The organism is Streptomyces sp. S6 (assembly GCF_054880855.1).
The window spans coordinates 1-13997 of sequence record NZ_JBTYMC010000173.1; the positions used below are offsets into that span (position 1 = coordinate 1).

General features: G+C 72.8%; 16 protein-coding genes and 1 pseudogene. 9 read left to right on the forward strand and 8 right to left on the reverse strand.

The annotated features are described in order from the left end of the window. Positions 1-111: 111 nt before the first annotated feature. A pseudogene (locus ACVNF4_RS22465) lies at positions 112-525 on the forward strand (hypothetical protein); the annotation flags it as partial. 34 nt (positions 526-559) lie between these two features. On the opposite strand, the gene ACVNF4_RS22470 reads toward ACVNF4_RS22465, so the two are convergent. Both ACVNF4_RS22470 and ypfJ read right to left on the reverse strand, forming a co-directional pair. Continuing rightward, on the reverse strand, positions 560-973 hold the full coding sequence (locus ACVNF4_RS22470) for a VOC family protein (RefSeq protein ID WP_461804665.1): 414 nt from the start codon (positions 971-973) through the stop codon (positions 560-562). 95 nt (positions 974-1068) lie between these two features. Continuing rightward, entirely contained in the window at positions 1069-1959 is an 891-nt protein-coding gene (ypfJ, locus tag ACVNF4_RS22475; protein WP_461804666.1) for a KPN_02809 family neutral zinc metallopeptidase, read from the reverse strand. 189 nt (positions 1960-2148) lie between these two features. Between ypfJ and ACVNF4_RS22480 the strand changes: the two genes are divergently transcribed. From ACVNF4_RS22480 to ACVNF4_RS22490, 3 genes are all read left to right on the forward strand, one after another. Continuing rightward, complete coding sequence (locus tag ACVNF4_RS22480) at positions 2149-3747, forward strand: ABC-F family ATP-binding cassette domain-containing protein (protein WP_461804667.1); 1599 nt, start codon at positions 2149-2151, stop codon at positions 3745-3747. A gap of 346 nt (positions 3748-4093) precedes the next feature. Then, positions 4094-4315: a helix-turn-helix domain-containing protein gene (locus ACVNF4_RS22485; protein ID WP_004002281.1), complete on the forward strand. Its 222-nt coding sequence runs from the start codon at positions 4094-4096 to the stop codon at positions 4313-4315. Between the two features lie 117 nt (positions 4316-4432). After that, on the forward strand, positions 4433-5224 hold the full coding sequence (locus tag ACVNF4_RS22490; RefSeq protein WP_461804668.1) for an enoyl-CoA hydratase/isomerase family protein: 792 nt from the start codon (positions 4433-4435) through the stop codon (positions 5222-5224). Positions 5225-5236: 12 nt separating this feature from the next. Here ACVNF4_RS22490 and ACVNF4_RS22495 read toward each other — a convergent pair whose 3' ends face one another. Then, the gene (locus tag ACVNF4_RS22495) at positions 5237-5905 is read right to left on the reverse strand and encodes a nucleopolyhedrovirus P10 family protein (protein WP_461804669.1); all 669 of its coding nucleotides are present in this window, start codon (positions 5903-5905) and stop codon (positions 5237-5239) included. Positions 5906-5998: 93 nt separating this feature from the next. Here ACVNF4_RS22495 and ACVNF4_RS22500 point away from each other — a divergent pair, with 93 nt between their 5' ends. Genes ACVNF4_RS22500 through amaP form a run of 5 tightly spaced genes read left to right on the forward strand, consistent with a single transcriptional unit; the run spans position 5999 to position 8203 of the window. Beyond that, on the forward strand, positions 5999-6463 hold the full coding sequence (locus ACVNF4_RS22500) for an Asp23/Gls24 family envelope stress response protein (RefSeq protein WP_461804670.1): 465 nt from the start codon (positions 5999-6001) through the stop codon (positions 6461-6463). 37 nt (positions 6464-6500) lie between these two features. Next, on the forward strand, positions 6501-6686 hold the full coding sequence (locus ACVNF4_RS22505) for a hypothetical protein (protein WP_055722138.1): 186 nt from the start codon (positions 6501-6503) through the stop codon (positions 6684-6686). Further along, the gene (locus ACVNF4_RS22510; protein WP_461804671.1) at positions 6683-7018 is read left to right on the forward strand and encodes an Asp23/Gls24 family envelope stress response protein; all 336 of its coding nucleotides are present in this window, start codon (positions 6683-6685) and stop codon (positions 7016-7018) included. The genes ACVNF4_RS22505 and ACVNF4_RS22510 overlap by 4 nt, the downstream gene beginning before the upstream one ends. Further along, positions 7011-7631 carry a DUF6286 domain-containing protein gene (locus tag ACVNF4_RS22515; protein ID WP_461804672.1) on the forward strand — a complete coding sequence of 207 codons (621 nt, stop codon included), beginning with the start codon at positions 7011-7013 and terminating at the stop codon, positions 7629-7631. The genes ACVNF4_RS22510 and ACVNF4_RS22515 overlap by 8 nt, the downstream gene beginning before the upstream one ends. A gap of 5 nt (positions 7632-7636) precedes the next feature. Further along, positions 7637-8203 carry an alkaline shock response membrane anchor protein AmaP gene (amaP, locus tag ACVNF4_RS22520; protein ID WP_461804673.1) on the forward strand — a complete coding sequence of 189 codons (567 nt, stop codon included), beginning with the start codon at positions 7637-7639 and terminating at the stop codon, positions 8201-8203. A 17-nt stretch (positions 8204-8220) separates the two neighbouring features. On the opposite strand, the gene ACVNF4_RS22525 is transcribed toward amaP, so the two are convergent. The 5 genes from ACVNF4_RS22525 to ACVNF4_RS22545 all read right to left on the reverse strand — a co-directional run. Then, on the reverse strand, positions 8221-8976 hold the full coding sequence (locus tag ACVNF4_RS22525; RefSeq protein WP_461804674.1) for an SDR family oxidoreductase: 756 nt from the start codon (positions 8974-8976) through the stop codon (positions 8221-8223). A 5-nt stretch (positions 8977-8981) separates the two neighbouring features. After that, a complete protein-coding gene (locus ACVNF4_RS22530) occupies positions 8982-10769 on the reverse strand; it encodes a glycoside hydrolase family 15 protein (protein ID WP_461804675.1) in 1788 nt (595 codons plus the stop codon). A 231-nt stretch (positions 10770-11000) separates the two neighbouring features. Next, positions 11001-11807 carry an SURF1 family cytochrome oxidase biogenesis protein gene (locus tag ACVNF4_RS22535; RefSeq protein WP_461804676.1) on the reverse strand — a complete coding sequence of 269 codons (807 nt, stop codon included), beginning with the start codon at positions 11805-11807 and terminating at the stop codon, positions 11001-11003. 43 nt (positions 11808-11850) lie between these two features. Beyond that, positions 11851-12867, reverse strand: a complete 1017-nt coding sequence (locus ACVNF4_RS22540) for a DEDDh family exonuclease (protein ID WP_461804677.1) — start codon at positions 12865-12867, stop codon at positions 11851-11853. Positions 12868-12920: 53 nt separating this feature from the next. After that, positions 12921-13997: TerD family protein (locus ACVNF4_RS22545; RefSeq protein WP_461804678.1), on the reverse strand; the 1077-nt coding region annotated here is incomplete at its 5' end.

Genomic DNA, 13997 nt, shown 5'->3' on the forward strand with positions numbered 1-13997 from the left:
CCCGGCGCATGGGCGAGCGCCGGGCCTGCCTCTCTTCGGGTAAAAGGCGGGAAAGAGCCTCGCGTCTTTATTTGCGTATAGACGCAAGGAAGGGCAGACTCGACGCGTCGGCTGCTGCGGGGGCTCGCCTTCGAGGCGCTGCGCGTCGTCGGCGCCCCCGCCGAGCCGGACGTCCGCGCCGTCGTCGACGAACCCGCGCTGCGGCCGTACGCCCTGCTGTGGCTCGCCGAGCACGACGGCGTGGACCCGGAGGACGCGCACGAGGTCCTCACCCGGGAGGAGGCCACCTGGCTGTGGGTCGACACCGCCGCCGCCGTCGCCGACCACGGTGAGGCGCCGATGCTGGTGCGCCACCTGGAGTCGGCCCTCCAGCCGACCGTCCCCGGGCTCCTCAACGAGGTCCGCGCCGTCGGCCATCCCCGCACCGTCCAGGTCCTGGTCGCCCTCGCCGCCGCCCACCCCGACCCGGCGCTCGCCAAGGCCGTCCGGCGGGCGGCGTTCCAGGTGCACACCGGGGGGAGCTGACCTGCCGGGGGCGTCCCCCGCCGCCCCCGTACCCTCACCCCCTGATCTCCGGCGCGTACGTCCCGAACGACCACACGTTGCCCTCCAGGTCGCGGGCCATGTAGTCCCGCGCGCCGTAGTCCTGGTCCGTCGGCGGCATCAGGATCTCCGCGCCCTGCTCGACGGCCCGGCGGTGATGGGCGTCCACGTCGTCCACGACGACGTACGTGCCCGTCGGGCCCGCGCTCTTCATCGCCGTGTCGAACACGCCGCCGCGCCCCTTCGAGCCGAGCATCACCACGCCGTTGCCGTACACCAGTTCGGCGTGCAGGACCACGCCGCCCTCGCCCTCGTACACCGTCAGCTCCGAGAAGCCGAACGCCTCCGTGAGCTGCCGGATCGCCGCCTTCGCGTCGCTGTACAGCACCGTCGGGCAGATGCTGGGACGCCCGCTGACCACTCCTGCCATGCCGACCACTCCCTGGGTTTTCCTGCCGGAATGTCACCTGCGGACCAGTCTGGCACCCGCCTCTGACAACGGCCCCGGAAGCCGGAGGAGCCCCCTCAGCGGAACGTGTCGCACCGCCCCATGTCGCCGCTGCTGTACCCCGTGTGGAACCACTGCTGCCGCTGCTGCGCCGACCCGTGCGTCCACGACTCCGGCGTGACCCGCCCCTGGAACCTCTCCTGGATCCGGTCGTCCCCGACGGCGGCAGCCGCGTCGAGGCCGTCCCGGATGTCGGTGTCCGTGAGGTTCGTCATCAGGGGCCGCCCGGTCTTCGGGTCCTTCGTGGTCGTCGCGTGCCGCGCCCACACCCCCGCGTAGCAGTCCGCCTGGAGTTCGACCTTCACCGCGTTGCTGTTCGCGCCCGTACGCCCGTCCTGCGACCGCCTGAGGGTGCCGAGGAGGTTCTGCACGTGGTGCCCGTACTCGTGCGCGACGACGTACGCCTGGGCGAAGGCCCCGCCGCTCGCCCCGAACTTCGTCCGCAGCTCGTCGAAGAACCCGAGGTCCAGATAGACCTTGCGGTCGCCGGGGCAGTAGAACGGCCCGACGGCCGAGGTGGCCGCCCCGCACGCCGTGTTCACGCGCCCGGTGAACAGCTTGGTCTGCGACGGCGTGTACGTCCCGCCGCGCTCGCGGAACTCGGCGCTCCAGTAGTCCTGCAAGCTGTTGACGACGGCCACGATCCGGCAGTCGTCCTTGGTGTTGGCGTCCCGCCCGCTGTGGCACGTCTGCTGCACCTGGCCCGCCGAGGAGGCGGTCGCGGCCGGCTCGTCGCTCCCCGAGGAGAGGCCGAGCTGATCGGGGCCGACCCCGAGGAAGAGCGCCAGCAGGAGGACGATCACCCCGGCGATCCCGCCGCCCACGGTGGCCCTTCCGCCCGGGATACGGCTCCCGCGCGCGTCCTGCACTTCGGAGGTGTCCAGCGGGGCGTCGTCGTCGAACTGCATGCGCCCAGCCTGCCGTGCGGCCGGGAGCGCCGCACAGTCGGGGTCCCCCGGACGGCGCAACCCACGAGACCGTAAAAGCGCTTGCGGCCCCCCGTTAGACTGACCTCATGGCCATTCTCCTCGCGCATTAGACGACGGGATCGTCCGCAACCCTCGTCCAGCCACCCCATCACGCCCTGGAGTCTGTCCGTGATCTCCGCCTCCGGTATCGAACTGCGCGCCGGTGCCCGCATCCTCATCGAGAGCGCCACGTTCCGCGTCGCCAAGGGCGACCGCATCGGCCTCGTCGGGCGCAACGGCGCCGGGAAGACGACGCTGACGAAGGTCCTGGCCGGCGAGGGCCAGCCCGCCGCGGGGCAGGTCGCCCGCTCCGGCGAGGTCGGCTACCTCCCCCAGGACCCCCGCACCGGCGACCTCGACGTCCTCGCCCGCGACCGCATCCTCTCCGCGCGCGGACTCGACACCCTGATCCGCAAGATGCGCGAGAACGAACAGCGCATCGCGAACGGCTCGGGCGCCACCCGCGAGAAGGCGCTGCGCCAGTACGAGCGCCAGGAGACCGAGTTCCTCACCAAGGGCGGGTACGCCGCCGAGGCCGAGGCCGCGACGATCGCCGCCGCCCTGAACCTCCCCGACCGCGTCCTCGGCCAGCCCCTGCACACGCTCTCCGGCGGTCAGCGCCGCCGCGTGGAGCTGGCCCGCATCCTGTTCTCCGACGCGGACACCCTCCTGCTCGACGAGCCCACGAACCACCTCGACGCCGACTCCATCGTCTGGCTGCGGGACTACCTGAAGACCTACCGCGGCGGCTTCATCGTCATCTCCCACGACGTGGACCTCGTCGAGACGGTCGTCAACAAGGTGTTCTACCTGGACGCCAACCGCGCCCAGATCGACGTCTACAACATGGGCTGGAAGCTCTACCAGCAGCAGCGCGAGGCCGACGAGAAGCGGCGCAAGCGCGAGCGGCAGAACGCCGAGAAGAAGGCCGCCGCGCTCAACGCGCAGGCCGACAAGATGCGCGCCAAGGCCACCAAGACGGTCGCCGCGCAGAACATGGCCCGCCGCGCGGACAAGCTGCTGTCCGGCCTGGAGGCCGTCCGCGTCTCCGACAAGGTCGCCAAGCTCCGTTTCCCCGAGCCCGCGCCCTGCGGCAAGACGCCGCTGATGGCGGAGGGCCTGTCGAAGTCGTACGGCTCCCTGGAGATCTTCACGGACGTCGACCTCGCCATCGACAAGGGCTCCCGCGTCGTCATCCTCGGCCTCAACGGCGCGGGCAAGACGACGCTGCTGCGCCTCCTCGGCGGCGTCGAGACACCCGACACCGGCGAGGTCGTCCCCGGGCACGGCCTCAAGCTCGGCTACTACGCGCAGGAGCACGAGACGCTGGACCCGGAGCGCACTGTCCTGGAGAACATGCGCTCTTCCGCGCCCGACCTGGACCTCGTCGAGGTCCGCAAGACGCTCGGTTCGTTCCTGTTCTCCGGGGACGACGTCGACAAGCCGGCCGGCGTGCTCTCCGGTGGCGAGAAGACCCGGCTCGCGCTCGCGACGCTCGTCGTCTCCTCGGCGAACGTCCTGCTGCTCGACGAGCCGACGAACAACCTCGACCCGGCCTCCCGCGAGGAGATCCTCGGCGCGCTGCGCACCTACAAGGGCGCCGTCGTCCTCGTCACGCACGACGAGGGCGCGGTGGAGGCGCTCCAGCCCGAGCGGATCATCCTGCTGCCCGACGGCGTCGAGGACCTGTGGGGCGCGGACTACGCGGATCTCGTCGCCCTGGCTTGATCGAATGGATGATCCACTGAGTATGGATCATTCGGCCTACCGGTGATCCATCATCTGTGTGAGATCTCCTCGTATCGAGGTGTGTCCGTTCCGCTTTTCACGGCCGATCCCTTTGTCGACAAGCGTCGTCGGGGGGTCGGCCGTCGTGTCTCTCTGACCTGCGTGTTCACGCAAAGTGGTGTTCGACCCGACGGACGTCGCAGTGCGGAATCCCCGCTTCCGATTGTGGGGACGTGCTCCTGTCGTCAAAACCCTCGTCCACCGACCTTGCCGAATGGGTGGCCAGGAAGCCCGGAAGGGGTGATCATGAGGGGACCAAGAGCGCACTTCCCATGAGGAGGCACGGGTGGCCGAGACTCTGAAGAAGGGCAGCCGGGTGACCGGCGCCGCGCGCGACAAGCTCGCGGCAGACCTGAAGAAAAAGTACGACTCCGGTGCGAGTATCCGGGCGCTGGCCGAAGAGACCGGCCGCTCGTATGGCTTCGTGCACCGGATGCTCAGCGAGTCGGGCGTCACGCTCCGTGGGCGTGGCGGTGCGACCCGCGGCAAGAAGGCCGCCTCGTCCTGAGGCCGGGCGGCCATCGTCTTCGATGGTGGCCACCCGGTCGGCGTATCGATCGACCGGGTGGTTACTGTGCAGTCACTTACGTTCAACTGAGGTGACCGCACCCATCGGAGGCGCCCCATGGCTTCGCTCGCACCGGCACTCGACAAGCACGGCGTACGGCTCACCGTCGAGGACGCGCTCGCGACGGTGACGCTGACCAACCCGGCCAAGCGCAATGCGCAGAGCCCCGCGATGTGGCGGGCGCTCGCCGAGGCCGGGCGGGCACTGCCGGGCTCCGTCCGGGTCGTCGTGCTGCGGGGCGAGGGCCAGTCCTTCTCCGCCGGGCTCGACCGGCAGATGTTCACGCCCGAGGGCATCGAGGGCGAACCGTCCTTCATCGACCTCGCGCGCAGCGGTGACGCCGAACTCGACGACGCCATCGCCGGGTTCCAGGAGGGCTTCACCTGGTGGCGGCGCAGCGACGTCGTCTCGATCGCCGCCGTCCAGGGCCACGCCATCGGCGCGGGCTTCCAGCTCGCTCTCGCCTGTGACCTGCGCGTCGTCGCCGACGACGTGCAGTTCGCCATGCGCGAGACCAGCCTCGGCCTCGTCCCCGACCTCACCGGCACCCACCCCCTGGTCTCCCTCGTCGGCTACGGCCGCGCCGCCGAGATCTGCCTCACCGGCCGCTACGTCCACGCCGAGGAGGCCCTCCGCATCGGCCTCGCCAACACGGTCGTCCCCGCGGGTGACCTCGACACGGCCGTCGAAACCCTCACGGCCGCCCTCCTCTCCGCCCCCCGCGACGCCGTCGTCGAGACCAAGGCGCTCCTCCAGGGCGCCGCCGGCCGCTCCTACGACGACCAGCGCGCCGCCGAACGCGCGGCCCAGGCGCGGCGGCTGAAGGACCTGGCGGGGCTGGGGGAGTAGCGCACCGGCGCCTCAGCCCACGGCGATCACCAGCACCGCCGCCGTAGGGCTCCCCGGCAGCCGCTGGACCGCCGCGCGGGCCTCCCTGGCCACCTCCAGGGTGCGCAGGTCCGCGCGGACGGCGATCTCCACGCGCGCGTGGAGGTCCGGCAGCGACTGGTGGCCGTCCCGTTCCTCGACGTGGAGGGACCCGCCCAGCACCCCCGTCACCCCGGCGAGCGCGTCGTCCGCAGGACCCGACCAGGCAGGGAGCGGGACGGGGGTGTCCTCGGGGGCGTCCTCCGGCAGCAGTTCCGTCACCCGCAGGTCGATCTCCGTCACGACCAGGCCGATCCCCTCGGCCGCGCTCCGCGCGAGGGCGGCACGCAGGCGCGCGGCGGCCGTCGGCAAGGGCTCTGCGGGGAGGGCCGAGAAGTCGGCGGAGAGCCTCAGGGGACCCGGAGGGAGGGCGCTCGGGGGTGGCGGGACGACGGGGGCGGGGGCGTTCTCGGGCGCGGTGAGCGCCAGCCGCAGGGGGCCCAGACGGACGCCCCGGACGTGTCCCGTCACCGCCCGCCGCAGGGCCGTGTCCGCCGCGCTCTCCGCGATCCAGCAGCCGTCGCGAGGGCCGCCGAGGGGGAGATACCTGCCGAGTCCGAGGTGCTGTCGGACCGTGTGCCGCCAGTGCTGCTCCGCAGTCATTCCTCCAGCCTGCCGCATCCCTGGAGCGCCACGGGGAAACCGCGCTTACGGTGGGTCTCGTCGAGGAGGCCGACCGGAAGGGACCTACGGACCATGACGGACACGACACACAACCCCGTCGGCGAGAGTGACCAGGCGGCGCGCAAGGCCGTCAAACGCGGTGGCGGCGACCCCGCGACCAGGGGACGGACGACGATCGCGGACGGCGTCGTCGAGAAGATCGCGGGGCTCGCGGCACGGGACGTCGTCGGCGTGCACGCCATGGGCAGCGGCCTCAGCCGCACCTTCGGCGCCGTCCGCGACCGCGTCCCCGGCAGCTCCAAGTCCGTCTCGCGCGGCGTGAAGGCGGAGGTCGGCGAGGTGCAGACCGCGCTGGACCTGGAGATCGTCGTCGACTACGGCGTCTCCATCGCCGACGTCGCCCGCGCGGTGCGCGAGAACGTGATCGCCGCCGTCGAGCGGATGACCGGTCTGGAGGTCGTCGAGGTCAACATCGCGGTCAGCGACGTGAAGCTCCCGGACGAGGAGGACGACGAGCAGGAACCGCGGATCCAGTGAAGCCGGCTCCAGCGACAGCGACGCGGAGGGACGACAGATGAGCAGAGCCGTGATCGGCATGATCGCCGGCATGGCGCTGGGCTTCGCCGGGTACTTCGGCGGGTTCGGCGCCTTCCTCCTGGTGGCCGCTCTCGGCGCCATCGGGTTCGTCGTCGGCCGGTTCCTGGAGGGGGACCTGGACCTCGGCGACTTCCTGCGCTCGCGTGACGACCGGCGCCGATGACGTCCACCGTCGCGCCGGGGGACCGCGGGGCGACCCGGATCGCCGACCGGGTGGTCGCGAAGATCGCCTCCCAGGCGGCCCGCGAGGCCCTCGGCCCCCTCCCGCCCGACGCGGCGCCCCCGCACGCCATGGTCGTCGTTTCGCACGACCACGCGCGCGTGCGCGTCTTCCTCGAACTCGGCTACCCCACCGACATCGGCGCGCGCTGCCGCGAGGTGCGTCGAAACGTGGCCGAGCGGGTACGCGCGTTGGTGGGGACGGACGTACGGGACGTCGCCGTCACCGTCGAACGGCTCCACCCAGCGAGGCACACGGGAGGACGCGATGAGTGAACCCCGAGGCAGTGAAGGAACGACCCAGCGGCTGCCGGTGGTCCTGGAGAAGGAGCCGCAGGACACGGGTGCGCACCGCTTCTGGTCCACCCGCCGCACCCCGGCCGCCCTCACGGCCGTCCTCGTCCTGGCGGCGTCCGGCGCGCTCCTGTACGACGTCGCCGCCGTCCGCGCCGACCGGCCCGCGATGCGCTGGCGCCGCGAACTGGCCCACCAGCTCGCCCAGCGGCCCCTGGACGACACCTGGGTGCTCACCGGGGCGGGCGTCGCCGTCGCCCTCGGCGCGCTGCTCCTGCTCCTGGCCGTGGCCCCGGGGCACCGGGACGTCCTGCCGATGCGCAGGGCGCACCCGGACGTCCGCGCGGGGCTGCACCGCGATGCCGCCGCCCTCGTCCTGCGCGACCGCGCGATCGAGGTGTCCGGCGTCCAGTCCGCCCACGTACGGATGGGACGGCGCCGTATCGACGTCCGCGCGGTGTCGCACTTCCGGGACCTGGACGACGTCCACGAGGACCTGTCGGCGACCCTCGGGGTCGCCCTCGACGGCCTCGGCCTGGCGCACCCCCCGGCGCTGACGGTCCACGTCCGCCGCCCCGCGCAGAAGAAGGGCTGACCCCGATGCTCCGCACCGTCAACCGCGTCCTGCTCGGCCTCACCGGTCTCGCCCTGCTCGCCCTCGGCGGCTCGGTCCTCGCGACCGGCCTCGGCGCGAAGTGGTGGCACCGCGACCGCCACGACGTCCTCCTGACGGCGGCCCGGCGCACCCGGTGGCGTGACGACAACTGGTGGTGGCCGACCGTCATCGGGGTGCTCGCCGTGCTGGTGCTGCTCGCCCTGTGGTGGCTGACGGCGAACCTGCGGCGCCGGCGCCTGGGCGAGATCCTCGTCGACACCGGCGACGGCGAGTCGGCCCTCCTGAGGGGCAGCGCCCTGGAGAACGTCCTCGCCACCGAGACGGCCCACCTCGAAGGCGTCGCCCACGCACGCGTGCACCTCACCGGACGCCGGGACGCCCCTCAGACGCAGGTCCACCTGAGAGTGGAACCCCACGCGGCCCCGGGCGAGGCCCTGAGGCGCTTCATCGCCGAATCACTCACCCACGCACGGGACTCGGCCGCCCTGAAGGCGCTTCCGGCGGAGGTACGGATGCGGGCGAGGAAGCACCGGGCGGAACGGGTCAGCTGACGCGCGGAGGCCGACGTTCAGAACCCGTGCCGCATCCCGCCGTCCACCGGCACCATGATCCCCGTCAGGTACGAGGCCGCCGGTGACAGCAGGAACGCCCCGGTGCGCCCGAACTCCTCGGGGCGCCCGTAGCGCCGCAGCGGGATCCGCGCCTCGTGCGCGGCGCGCGTCGCCTCCGGGTCGGCGGACATGCCGTCCAGCTCGCGCACCCGGTCCGTGTCGATACGGGCGGGCAGCAGGCCGACGACGCGGATGCCCCGGGGGCCCAGTTCGTCCGCGAGGGACTTCGCGAACCCGGCGAGCCCCGGCCGCAGCCCGTTGGAGATCGTCAGCCCGGGGATCGGCTCGTGGACGGACCCGGACAGCACGAACCCGATGACGCCGCCCTCCTCCAGCTCGGCCGCAGCCGCGCGCGCGAGGCGTACCGCGCCGAGGAACACCGACTCGAACGCAGCCTCCCACTGCGCGTCCGTGTTGTCCGCGACGAACCCCGGCGGCGGACCGCCCACGCTGACGAGGATCCCGTCGAACCCGCCGAACGCCTCCCGCGCGGCGGCGACGAGCCGGCCCGGCGCCTCGGGGTCGGCGTTGTCGACGGCGACCCCGACGGCGTCACCCCCGAGTTCCCGCGCCGCCTCGGCGACCCGCTCGGCGTCCCGCCCGGAGACGACCACCTTCGCGCCGTCCGCCAGCAGCTCGCGCGCGACCGCGTTGCCGAGCCCGCGCGTGGCCCCGGTGACGACGTACACCCGGTCCTTCAGTCCAAGATCCATGGCCCCTATCCTGCCTCCTCGCCGCCGAACAGGGCGAGGGCCGAGGTGACCAGCCCGATATGGCTGAACGCCTGCGGGAAGTTGCCGAGCTGACGGCCGGCGGCGGGGTCGTACTCCTCGGCGAGCAGACCGACGTCGTTGACGAGGCCCACGAGCCGCTCGAACAGGGCGAGCGCCTCCTCGCGGCGGCCGGTCAGGCGCAGGGCGTCGACGAGCCAGAACGAGCAGACCAGGAACGTCCCCTCGGAGCCGGGGAGGCCGTCGACGGTCGCGGTGTCGGTGCTGTAGCGGTGCAGCAGGCCCTCGTGGCCCAGCTCCGCGCGGACCGCGTCGACCGTGCCGATCACGCGCGGGTCGTCGCCGGGGAGGAAACCCACGCGCGGGATCAGCAGGAGCGAGGCGTCGAGCTCGGCCGACCCGTAGGACTGCGTGAAGGTGTTGCGGGCCGCGTCGTAGCCGCGCTCGCACACCTCCCGGTGCACGGTGTCACGCAGCTCGCGCCAGCCGTCGAGGTCGCCGCGCAGCTTCGGGTGGGACTCCAGGGCGCGCACCGCGCGGTCGGCGGCGACCCACACCATCACCTTCGAGTGCGTGAAGTGCCGCCGCCCGCCCCGCACTTCCCACAGCCCCTCGTCGGGCTGCCGCCAGTTCTCGCGCAGCCACTCCATCAGCGACCGCTGCAACGCCCACACGTGCGGGCGCGCGGGGAGCCCCGCGTCGCGGGCCAGCGCCAGGCAGTCCATGACCTCGCCGTACACGTCCAGCTGGAGCTGGCGGACGGCGCCGTTGCCGATGCGGACGGGGCGCGAGGCCTCGTAGCCGGACAGCCACGGCAGCTCCAGTTCCGGCAGCCGGCGCTCGCCCGCCACGCCGTACATGATCTGGAGGTCCGCCGGGTCGCCCGCGACCGCGCGCAGCAGCCAGCGGTGCCACGCCTCGGCCTCCTCGTGGTAGCCGGCGGACAGCAGGGCGTCCAGGGTGAGTGTCGAGTCGCGCAGCCAGCAGTGCCGGTAGTCCCAGTTCCGCACGCCGCCCGGCTCCTCCGGCAGAGAGGTGGTGACCGCGGCGACGATCCCGCCCGTCGGCGCGTACGTCAGCGCCTTCAGCGTGATCAGGGAACGGGTCACGGCGGCCCTGTACGGCCCCTTGTAGCGGCAACGGGCCGCCCAGGCGCCCCAGTCCTCCAACGACGCCGCGAGAGCCTCGTACGGGTCCACACGGGCCGGATGCGGTTCGTGCGAGGGGTGCCAGGTGAGGACGAACGCCACCCGCTCGCCCTCGGCGACCTCGAACTCCGAGTGCGTCCCGAAGTCCTCCCCCCACGTGCGCACCAGAGGCTCACTGCGCAGCCACGCCGAGTCGGGACCCGCGACGGCGACCCGGTGACCGTCCGAGCGGCGCATCCACGGCACGATCGCCCCGTAGTCGAACCGCAGCCGCAGCGTGCTCCGCACCGTCACCCGGCCCCGCAGCCCCTCCACGATCCGCACCAGATCCGGCGCCCGGTCCCGCTGCGGCATCAGATCCGTCACCCGGACGGCGCCGTCCCCCGTCTCCCACTCCGTGTCCAGCACCAGCGTGTCCCCCCGGTACGACCGCCGGGTGCACGCCCCCTCCACCCCCTTCGGCGCGATCCTCCAGTGCCCGTTCTCCTCGTCCCCCAACAGCCTGGCGAAACAGGCCCCCGAGTCGAAACGCGGCAGACAGAGCCAGTCGACAGACCCGTCCCGGCCGATCAGGGCAGCGGTCTGCTCGTCGCCCACGACGGCGTAGTCCTCGATACGCGAGTGCATGAATGACCGGTTTCCCGGAGGGGGCGACGGCAATCAGGGGGCGCTCGGGCGGGTCAAGGGGTGGGTGGGGGAGGGGCGGCTTCTCGGAGGTGCACCACCGCGCGCGTGCGAGGGCTTACGCCTCGCTGCCCGCCCGCCGGGGCGCTCGGCTGTCGCAGCGTGCGGGTCACGCCGGGTGGCAGTCCTCCCCGGCACGCGATCGGGTGCGGCTGTCACGCACGCGCGCGCCGGTCACACCGTCGCCGGTTCCGGTTTCTCCGGGGCGTCGGTGGTGTTCGGCTGTGCCGCCTTCTCCGCGCGGTCGCGGAGTTCGCGGCGGACGAGGACGAACCAGCCGAAGGGGACGCCGGCGGCGAAGAGCCACCACTGGATGGCGTAGGCGTAGTTGAGGGCGGCGTTCTCGTCGCCGGGTTTGCCGATCAGTTCGGGGGTGCCGGCCTGGGGCTCGGGGGCGGTGAGGACCAGGTAGCCGCCCAGGACCGAGGCGTGCAGGCGGGACGCCTCCTGAGCGCTGCTGATCAGCATGATCTGCCGGTCGGGCAGCCCCTTGAGGTTCTTGATACCGCTGGCAGCGGTCGTCTCGTCCGGCATGAGCCGGCCGGTGACGGTGACCTGCCCGGCGGGCGGCGCCGGGATCTTCGGGAACGCCGTCTGACTGATGCCGTCCGCGGGGATCCAGCCCCGGTTGACCAGGACGACCTTCCCGTCCGCCAGCACCAGCGGCGTCAGGACGTGGAACCCGACCTCGTCGTCCGCGTTCACCCGGCGGCGGACGACGACCTCGCGCGCGGTGTCGAACCGGCCGACCGCCGTCACCGAGTGGTACCGCTCCGCGCGGGTGACGGCGTGCCCCGGGGACGTCAGTTTCTCCACCGGCACCGGATCCGCGCGCAGCGCGCTCGCCACCAGCTCGTTGCGGGCGTGCCGCATCTCGTACCGGTGCATCTGCCAGATGCCCAGCCGGATCATCGTAGGGATGAGGACGAGGGCGACCAGCGTGAGGATCACCCACTGCCGGGACAACAGGAAGCGGTACACCCCACGACGGTACAACCCGCCCCCCGGCAGGCCCCCGGCAGGGTCAGGGCCTGTCGGCGTCCGCCGCCTCCACATCACGCAGGAGCTGACCGAAAGCGGCCTCGTCGACCACCGGCGTCCCGAACTGCCGGGCCTTGACGACCTTCGACGTGCCCGAGTCGGGGTCGTTGGTCACCAGGAGGCTCGTGAGCCGGGAGATGCTCGTGGAGACGTGCAGACCGGCCTCCACCGCGCGGTCCTCCAGGAGATCCCGCTCGGTCGACGTGTCACCCGAGAACGCGACCCGCATGCCCTGCTTCAACGGCTTGCCGTCCTCGAACCGGCCCGGGTTCGGGTACGGGCACGCGGGCCGCTTGCGGGACGGCCGCCAGCTCGACGGCTGCCCGTAGCCGCCGCCCTGCCGCCCGATCCACGGGGACGACGACGCAGACGCCCCCGGCGCGGGCCGGTCCTGCCACTCCGTCAGCGGACGGCACTCGTGCAACGGCAGCCGCACCCCGCGCGAGGCAGCGGCCCGCAGACTCGGCCGGAACGCCTCCGCGAGCACCCGCGCGTCGTCCAGCGCGTGGTGCGCGCGCTGCTGCACGACACCGAAGTGCGCGGCCAGCGTCTCCAGCTTGTGGTTGGGCAGCGGCAGCGCCAGCTCCTTGCTCAGCGCGATCGTGCACAGCCGCTGCCGCACCGGCGCCCGGCCCTGCGCGCGTGCGTACTCCCGGGCGATCATCTGCCAGTCGAACACCGCGTTGTGCGCGACGAGCACCCGCCCGTCGAGGCGCCGCGAGAACTCCTCCGCGACCTCCGTGAAGAGCGGCGCCCCTTCGAGGACGTCGCTCGTCAGACCGTGGATCCACACCGGCCCCGGGTCGCGCTCCGGGTTGACCAGCGTGTACCAGTGGTCCTCGACCTCCCCGCGCGCGTCCAGCCGGTAGACCGCCGCGGACACTATCCGGTCGTCCCGGGCGAGCCCGGTGGTCTCCACGTCGACCACCGCGTACCCCTGCGGGTACGCGTCGGGCCAATCGGTGGGCGACGAGGCGGTGAGCGTACGGTCTTCGAGCATGGTCCCTGAGGATACGGGCCCGCACCGACAGCCCCGCCCCCTCACCCCGGCCCTCACCCCAGGGCGGCCACCAGATCCCCCGCCGCGAGCGGCGTCAGCCCCGCCCCGTCGACCGGCCCCGGCAGCAGCCGGTACACCTCGCCGCTCGCCCCCTCCGGCGCCACCCCGCCGTGCACCAGACCGAGCAACACCCGCTTCTTCGCGGCCAGTTGAGACGCCGCCGCGTCCGCGTCCAGGGCCGGTTCCTGACGGTCCGGCGCGTCCAGCGCGCGCACCCGCGCGGCGAACCCCACCGCCGGCTCCCCGTCCCGGCGCCGGTAGTGCCACAGCTCGTCGAGCGCTCCCGGCACCGGCGCACGCCGGATCACCGTCACCTCAGGCGCACGCGCACACGCGTGCCACACCGTCAGGTCCCACAGCGTCGACCGCCCCGACGCGAAGTACCGGTGCAGATCCCGCCCCGCCCGCCCCAGCGCCCGCGAGTGCCGCCGGACACTGTGGAACCCCTCGGAGCCCGACAGGTGCAGATCCACCCACAGGAACGTCCGCTCCCGCAGGTCCACCAGCATCGGCACATGGATACGGGAGTTCCCGACGAGGTCGTACCGCTGACGCACCGTCCGGGGGTCGTACGACGCGTCGCGCGCCTCCTCGGACGCCGACGGCAGCGTCATGAACCCCGAGAAGGCGTTTAGGAGCCGCTCGAAGGGGACGTTGCCGAAGCTGAACACCACCGGCAGCGCGTACCGCACGCCGTGCGCGCCCAGCGCGGCCACGTCCAGGTCGACGTACTCCGTGGCCCCGTCCGGCGCCGGAGCGGACGTCAGGTCCCCGGAGTGCACCGCCCAGCGCTCGCCGTGGACGAGGCGCGTGTAGTCGCACAGGCCGATGTACTCCCAGTCCTCGTCGAACAGGGCGACCGACAGATCGAGGTCCACGCGCGTGCGTGCGGGCTGCGTCCAGTGCAGGAACAGCCGCAGGACCTCACCGCGCGGCAGCCGCTGCGTGCTCCCGCGCGGCACCGACACCAGCGCCTTGACATCCGCCCGCTCGGTCGCCGGTACGGCGAGCCCGGCCAGCGCCGAGTCCACCACCGCGAGCTCCACGCGCGGGGCCGACGCGAGCCGCCG